This window comes from Desulfobacter sp. UBA2225 (assembly GCF_002348205.1).
In the GTDB taxonomy this organism is placed as follows: domain Bacteria; phylum Desulfobacterota; class Desulfobacteria; order Desulfobacterales; family Desulfobacteraceae; genus Desulfobacter; species Desulfobacter postgatei.
The window spans coordinates 1817-8502 of the sequence record NZ_DDYV01000094.1 but is presented as its reverse complement, the minus strand read 5'-3'; the positions used below and the strand labels follow the sequence as shown (position 1 = coordinate 8502).

Below are 6686 nucleotides of genomic sequence, written 5' to 3'. Positions count from 1 at the left end.
CATAATCAAAGTAATAGCGGGTGAGCACCTCTTTTGTTAAACCCTGATCAATAAGGAATTTTGCTTTTTGGGGATCCGGACCGAATATTTTAAATATATTTTTAATGATGATTTGATCCATAGATAGTTCTTCTTTCTGCGTAAAAGAATTACGCTGTATTTAAGTTTCTCTTTTATTTATGGATAATATATTGTATTCAATGTATTTTGTCAAATATATAAAATGTGATTATTAGTATAAACAATTTAAATAATAAGCTTTATTTTATAAAAAGAAATTTTTAATGATAATTTAATATTGATAGTACTCTAATTTATATGGCATCTTCAGGTTCAAATAGTTACAATATAGTTAAAATAAAGATGTGCCGATTAGCACTGCCCCATTCGTCGGTGTTTTTGGGAGTGCTGAGCGGATTGGCAACCTGTTGACATGTACCGAACCGCCCTGTTTTTACATATTTTTTACACGTGATTGGCCTGAATCAGGTCCTTTTGCGCTCGACAGAATTTGTAAAATATGCTTGAATACTCTCTCAAAGGAAGCTCGCTTCAAACTCCAAATGATAATTTAAGGAGGCGTATGGACAGTTCTGCAGCATGCTTATCAAAATCTATTATTTTTAGTGGGCTTGATGCCCGGGATATTGAGGCGCTTGTACCGCTGTTTTCAAGGCGGGTTATTCTGCCTGGTGACGTTTTGGCCCAGGCTGGTCATAGCACGCAGTTTTTCTTTCTTCTGGAAGAAGGCACCCTGCTTGTGGCGATGGAAGAGGGCAGGGCTGTGGTGCTCAACAGGCCCGGGGATTTTGCCGGCCTGTCAATGGTGAGCCTGAACGGTACAAATACTGCCACGATTACGGTGCTGGAAAAAGGGGCTGTCTGGGTTGTGCCCTGCCGGGATATCCTTGATCTGACGAGCCATGATACCCAGGTGGCGGAGACCATTATGAATGGATGGCAGCAGTTCTTTGCGGAAAAAGCGCCTTTCTGTTTAAATCCTGCCGAAACAGGCGTTGCCTAAGAATTAATAAAAAAAATAAAAAAAAGAGGTGTGTCTTGAATGGAGTTAACGCTGTCGGCGTTCTTTATGGACTTGAGGCGATAAACGCCCACAACGGGTGGGCAATTTCAGTTGTGGGTATCAGCATTGTGTTCACAGGGCTTGTGGTCCTGTCTGCCCTGATTTCACAGCTTTATAAACTTGTGGCACTGTATGATGATCCTGGGAAAATAAAAAAAATATTTGCCGCCAAATCTGAATCTGCCGCCAAGTCAGATCCCCCTAAAAAGGTCCTGGTTCTCACTGAGGCTCAAAAACAGGTATGCCGGCAGTATAACCTTTTGACTCAGAACATGGATGATGTGATTTCTTTGCCAAAACTTTTGCGTATGGCCGAGATTTGCGGACTTCAAGCTCCCCATGCCAACATAAATCTCCTGATTAAATCCGGCATTCTGTGTGCCGATGAACAGGGGTATTTCAGATGGGATGAGGATATATTCATCCGTACCATTTCCTAGCAGCTAACATTCAACAGTCCGCCCGAAGGGCAATAATTTAATTAACCTGATGACTATGGGAAATTGAAAGAAACAAAAAGCAATGGATACTTTATTTTTAGAATTTTTTCAAAACACCGGGTTTTATCTGTGCGACTACCGAAACATTATCATGATCATTGTCGGCATGATTTTTATATTTCTGGGCATTGCCAAGGATTATGAACCGTTACTGCTGGTGCCCATCGGATTTGGCATGCTTGTGGGAAACATTCCTATTTTCAAGGGGCTGGGCCTTGGCATTTATGAAAATAATTCTGTTTTGCACTACCTGTATTTTGGCGTAACCCAGGGCATTTATCCGCCTTTGATATTTCTTGGCATCGGTGCCATGACCGATTTTTCAACGCTTCTGGCAAGGCCGGTGCTTATGCTTTTGGGCGCTGCGGCCCAGGCAGGCATCTTTATCACTTTTCTGGGTGCACTGGCTTTGGGTTTTTTGCCCAAGGAGGCCGCAGCCATAGGGATCATCGGCGGGGCAGACGGCCCTACGGCCATTTTTCTCACCGCCAAGCTCGCCCCCGAGCTTATCGGCCCCATTGCCGTTGCAGCTTACAGTTACATGGCCCTTGTGCCGGTAATCCAGCCGCCCATCATGAAACTTTTAACCACGCGCAAGGAACGGCTCATCCGCATGGAAGATCCGCGTCACGTCACCAAGCGCGAAAAAATTATATTCCCGGTTATATCCTTTTTGCTCTGCTGTTTTCTGGCACCTGCAGCACTGCCGCTTTTGGGCATGCTGTGCTTTGGCAATCTCCTTAAAGAGGCTGTGGTTACAGAGCGCCTGGCTGTTACGGCACGCACGGCATTGATTGATATTGCGACCATCCTTCTGGGCATTACCGTAGGCGCGTCTACCCAGGGAGATGTCTTTCTTACCCAGAGCTCCGTGAAAATTTTTGTCCTGGGCGCGGTTTCTTTTGCCGTTGCAACCGGCAGCGGAGTGTTATTTGCCAAGTTTATGAACCTGTTTTTAAAAAATAAGATCAATCCCCTGCTGGGTGCTGCCGGTGTTTCGGCGGTACCGGATTCGGCCCGGGTGGTACATATTATGGGACAGCGGGAAGATCCTTCAAATTTTCTGCTCATGCACGCGATGGCCCCTAATGTTTCCGGCGTTATCGGCTCGGCTATTGCCGCAGGCGTATTGTGGAGTCTGATGATTTAGTCCGAATATTTTCGATTAGCTGTTTTTGAACCTGATGACCGGCTGGTTTTCCCAGGCCCCCCGGGGCCTGGGAAAGTCTATTGAGGTCTTTCTTTATACTCTTGGCCTTTAGGCCGTAAAACCCATTTCTTTAGGTGTGGGATATAAGTTTTTGCTTTAGCATTTTTCCTCTGCCAGGTATGATACAAACGGCCAATGTTATGAAATCAAGACTGGGAGATTTGACTATATCCCGGATGCACTCAACGATATCCTGATGCGATTTTCTTTATCCTTTGTGACGTATTTCAGGTGCCGGGGCAACGGATCTGCTGGGCGATCTTTTAAAAATTCAAACAGAATGAGCAGGGACCGGACGCGGAGTAAATTCCCCACCGGGCCTGTCCTTTCACAGATCATAGCTAACAGCTATGATCTACGCCCAACGGCGATAATTTATTCCCGCTCCTCTTTAAATTGACGGATTTTGACAAGAATTTCCCGGTTATCCGGAAAACATCCTGTCTGGTGCTTTGAATATAAAAGTACGCCGTCAGCACTGATATCATAAACACCACCGCTGCCGGGTTCAAGGGTGGGAACAATTCCTGTCTCCTGTTCAATTGCGTCTGCCAGACCGGCAGCCCTTGGCTGGTAATTTCAGACCGAGCAATACTTGATGTGAATCTCCATGGTTAGTTCCTTTCTTTTTTTTAAGATTGCCACATTCCTGTCCTTTATTTGCATATAACCCATTGTATGTTGTTTTGTTTAAAGGAAACGGAAAGGGTATCATTTTTTGTAGCAGGAAATTTGCATGAATTCAAATGAAAGTGCAGCCTATTCGGGTTTCGCAGGTTGAAAATTTCATTGGCCTGATTAAAGTATTTACGGTATACTCTGCCGATTAATCAAAAAATTAATCAAAAAAAGTTAAATCGTTCGCGGAAAGGCACGGGATTTTTTAGTCTGATTCCTGATTTAAACTTAATTAAAGGAACTTGAGCCTTTTAGGTAAAATAAATTTTTTTCTGTTAACCCTGGTCGCCGGTCCGGCCCAAAGCCGGGATGTCCCCACAAACGGCGACATACAAAAAACCGGATTGGAAGCATGTCTGGAACAAGCTTTCGAGAATAATCATCGCCGGCCGGCCTCCAAGTTCGCCCTTGAGATGACCCAGGCCCAGCACAGGCAGGCCCTTGCCGGATACTGGCCCCAGGTTACGGCACAAGGTGGGTATTCGCGGATGGACGAGACGGTCAATTTTGACTATCCGGCAACGACCATGGCCCTTCCGGCAGAAATGGGGGGGATCTCCATCGTCACGCCGGAGCAGAAAATAGAGATCTTAAATGAGAAAAGTTATACCGCCATCATTGAAGCGACCTGGCTCTTATATGACGGGGGAATGCGCAAAGGGTACTTAGAACAGACACAAGGTCTTGTGGAGATGATGAAACAGGATGTCCGGCGAACGGATCTTGAAATCATTGACAGCGTCAAGCGATTTTACTGGGGGGCCGTGCTGGCTAAAAAGCTTCACCAGGTAGGCCTTGACACCCTGTCTCGAATGAACGCGACCTTGAACCTGACCGAAACCATGTATAAAGAGGGTTCGGGCAGGGTGAAAAAACGGACTGGCTCAACAATAAGGTTATGGTGGATACCTTAACGTCCATGGTCGCCCTGCTTGAGAAAAACAAGTTAATGGCCCGGGCCGCCCTATCCAATACCATGGGGCTCTCCTGGGATAAAAGCGTTGATCCTGAAGATGCAAAAATTCCCTTTTCTCCATTTGAGATTGATACGGGCGAAATCGTGGACAAGGCCTTTGCATTTAATCCGGACTGGGCCAAGGTGGAGGCCGGGCTCAAGGCGGCAGAGGGCGGATTAAAAACCGCCCAAAGCGGGTATCATCCAAAGCTTGCCNNACACCCCTGACAACGAAGAGGGATGGACCTTCGGTATAGGTGTAGAAATTCCCCTCTTTAACGGCATGCTTACAAAGAACAAAATCGCTGCTGCACGGGCCGCCATTGCCAAGATTAAAGAGGAACAACTGCTGCTCAAGGAGGGCATCGGTCTCCAGACACGGGATATTATTCTCTCCCTTGGGGCGGCCCAAAAATCCTGTGATGCGTCGGGGAGCGCCTTGACCGCCGCCACGGAAAACCGGGAACTTAACGTACGGGCTTACCAGAGCGAACTGGTGCAAACCGACGATGTTATCCAGGCCCAGTTAATGGAGGCCATGATGGCGGCCCAGCATTACAAAGCAAGATATGAACATGTAGCCCTGCTCTCTCGTCTGGAGCTGATCGTCGGCACGGAGGTGTTAAAACAGATTCAGTAATCCTGTAAAAATTGAGATGAAAGGATCATAACCTTTCGGGGGAGCAGAATTCGGGAAAGCCAAAGGAGCAGACAATTGACCCCCATTGAGAACAAAACAGCACCTTCCGGAAAGAAAAAGAACTGGTACATGACCATTTTTATGAGGACCACGTTGCTGGGATGGATCTTGGCCGTCGTTCCCCCTGTTTGTTTTCATGATGATTACCGTCCACGGACAAAAGGAGATTTTTGTCAATACCCTGGCGTCCAAAGCCAACAGTTTGGCCGTCTCCCTGCATGATGTCGCTGCAAGTGCGGCAGTCAATGAGGATTATTCCAGCGTTGTCAGTGCGGCCCAGGTTCTGCTGAGGTGAACTGATCGGTATGGAGGCCTTGCTGCGCTGGGACAATCATGTGCTTGGCAGCGTCTCGCCTGTGGAGTTTATTCCCATTGCCGAAGCGTGCGGTCTGATTATTCCCATAGGCGAAGGGGTGCTGCGGACCGCCTGTACACAGGTGTGCAGATGGATCAAAAGCGGGTTGTGAATCAATCAAACGGATTGCCGTCAATGTATCGGTTAAGCAGTTTACCCATCCTGATTTCCTGACTATGGTGGAAAAAATTCTTGAAGAGACCAGCATGCCGATCAACTGTCTCGAGATCGAAATCACCGAAAGTCTTTTTGCCCAGGATATGGGTAAAGTTTCCCATATTCTCGAAGCCATTCACGATAAGCGTGTTGGTGTGTCAGTGGATGATTTTGGTACCGGGTACTCCAGTCTCAGCCGCCTTAGGGATATGCCCATCGATTGTCTTAAAATTGACCGATCTTTTTTATTGGGGATAGAGTCCGGAATAAATGATCAGTCCATTATTGAACCCATTGTGTCAATGGCCAAAGGCATGGATATCAGGGTCATTGCCGAAGGTATAGACAATGACCGGCAGCTTGATTTTTTGGTGAACAAAGGATGCACGGAAGCCCAGGGTTTTCTGTTCAGCCGGCCTCTGTCTTCTCAAGCAATAGAGGCGATTTTGAAAAAAGGTGACAAGAAAATAAAATTCCCCCAGGAAAAGGGATGAGAGTGATTCATTCTCACAGGGGCTTGGACTCTCTTGGTTGCCGTCCAAGCCCTTTTCTTTGGTTGAGATCAGGTCAGTCCCTGGTTCTTACAAGGAGAGCGGTTGATCCTCCCCGTCTTTGATGATTCCGGTGGGCAGGCCGATTTGGTTGAGTGTTTTCAAAAACGGTGCAGGGTCTAATTCCTCAATATTTTTCATCTCTTTACAATCCCAAACGCCCTGGGCAATGAGCATGGCTGCCGCCGCAGGCGGAACGCCTGCCGTATAGGCAATGGCCTGGCTTTCGACTTCTTTATAACAGGCTTCATGGTCACAGATGTTATAAAGGAGCACCTCTTTTTTTTCGCCATGGACACGCCCTGTTACGAGATCGCCAATGCATGTTTTGCCGGTGTATTGCGCGGCAAGTGACACCGGGTCCGGCAGACATGCCTTCACCACTTTCAAAGGGATCACATCCAGACCTTCCGCCGTAGTGACCGGTTGTTCTGAAAGCAGACCGATGTTCTTGAGCACGGTAAATACATTTATATAGTGATCACTGAAACCCATCC

General features: G+C 47.0%; 10 protein-coding genes. 8 read left to right on the top strand and 2 right to left on the bottom strand.

Features of this window, described 5'->3' with window-relative positions:
- Window positions 1-583 precede the first annotated feature (583 nt).
- From B3D59_RS05045 to B3D59_RS05035, 3 genes are all read left to right on the top strand, one after another.
- Entirely contained in the window at window positions 584-1024 is a 441-nt protein-coding gene (locus tag B3D59_RS05045; protein WP_286818158.1) for a Crp/Fnr family transcriptional regulator, read from the top strand.
- 35 nt (window positions 1025-1059) lie between these two features.
- A complete protein-coding gene (locus tag B3D59_RS05040; protein WP_286818157.1) occupies window positions 1060-1524 on the top strand; it encodes an OadG family protein in 465 nt (154 codons plus the stop codon).
- 82 nt (window positions 1525-1606) lie between these two features.
- On the top strand, window positions 1607-2734 hold the full coding sequence (locus B3D59_RS05035) for a sodium ion-translocating decarboxylase subunit beta (protein WP_286818156.1): 1128 nt from the start codon (window positions 1607-1609) through the stop codon (window positions 2732-2734).
- A 435-nt stretch (window positions 2735-3169) separates the two neighbouring features.
- On the opposite strand, the gene B3D59_RS05030 is transcribed toward B3D59_RS05035, so the two are convergent.
- The gene (locus tag B3D59_RS05030) at window positions 3170-3406 is read right to left on the bottom strand and encodes an Rdx family protein (RefSeq protein WP_349676866.1); all 237 of its coding nucleotides are present in this window, start codon (window positions 3404-3406) and stop codon (window positions 3170-3172) included.
- A gap of 308 nt (window positions 3407-3714) precedes the next feature.
- Between B3D59_RS05030 and B3D59_RS05025 the strand changes: the two genes are divergently transcribed.
- The 5 genes from B3D59_RS05025 to B3D59_RS05005 all read left to right on the top strand — a co-directional run bounded on the left by B3D59_RS05025 (window position 3715) and on the right by B3D59_RS05005 (window position 6132).
- On the top strand, window positions 3715-4386 hold the full coding sequence (locus tag B3D59_RS05025; protein WP_286818155.1) for a TolC family protein: 672 nt from the start codon (window positions 3715-3717) through the stop codon (window positions 4384-4386).
- A gap of 252 nt (window positions 4387-4638) precedes the next feature.
- A complete protein-coding gene (locus B3D59_RS05020; RefSeq protein ID WP_286818154.1) occupies window positions 4639-5067 on the top strand; it encodes a TolC family protein in 429 nt (142 codons plus the stop codon).
- A gap of 196 nt (window positions 5068-5263) precedes the next feature.
- Window positions 5264-5422, top strand: a complete 159-nt coding sequence (locus tag B3D59_RS05015) for a hypothetical protein (RefSeq protein ID WP_286818153.1) — start codon at window positions 5264-5266, stop codon at window positions 5420-5422.
- 10 nt (window positions 5423-5432) lie between these two features.
- Entirely contained in the window at window positions 5433-5594 is a 162-nt protein-coding gene (locus tag B3D59_RS05010; RefSeq protein WP_286818152.1) for an EAL domain-containing protein, read from the top strand.
- Between the two features lie 4 nt (window positions 5595-5598).
- Window positions 5599-6132, top strand: coding sequence for an EAL domain-containing protein (locus B3D59_RS05005; RefSeq protein ID WP_349676865.1), 534 nt, complete (start codon window positions 5599-5601; stop codon window positions 6130-6132).
- An 87-nt stretch (window positions 6133-6219) separates the two neighbouring features.
- Here B3D59_RS05005 and B3D59_RS05000 read toward each other — a convergent pair.
- Window positions 6220-6686 (bottom strand): saccharopine dehydrogenase family protein (locus B3D59_RS05000; protein WP_286818149.1); only part of this gene is annotated, 467 nt, incomplete at its 5' end.

Coding starts and splice junctions, on each gene's coding strand:
- B3D59_RS05045 (WP_286818158.1), top strand. CDS start 584: ATGGACAGTTCTGCAGCATGCTTATCAAAATCTATTATTTTTAGTGGG.
- B3D59_RS05035 (WP_286818156.1), top strand. CDS start 1,607: ATGGATACTTTATTTTTAGAATTTTTTCAAAACACCGGGTTTTATCTG.
- B3D59_RS05015 (WP_286818153.1), top strand. CDS start 5,264: ATGATGATTACCGTCCACGGACAAAAGGAGATTTTTGTCAATACCCTG.
- B3D59_RS05010 (WP_286818152.1), top strand. CDS start 5,433: ATGGAGGCCTTGCTGCGCTGGGACAATCATGTGCTTGGCAGCGTCTCG.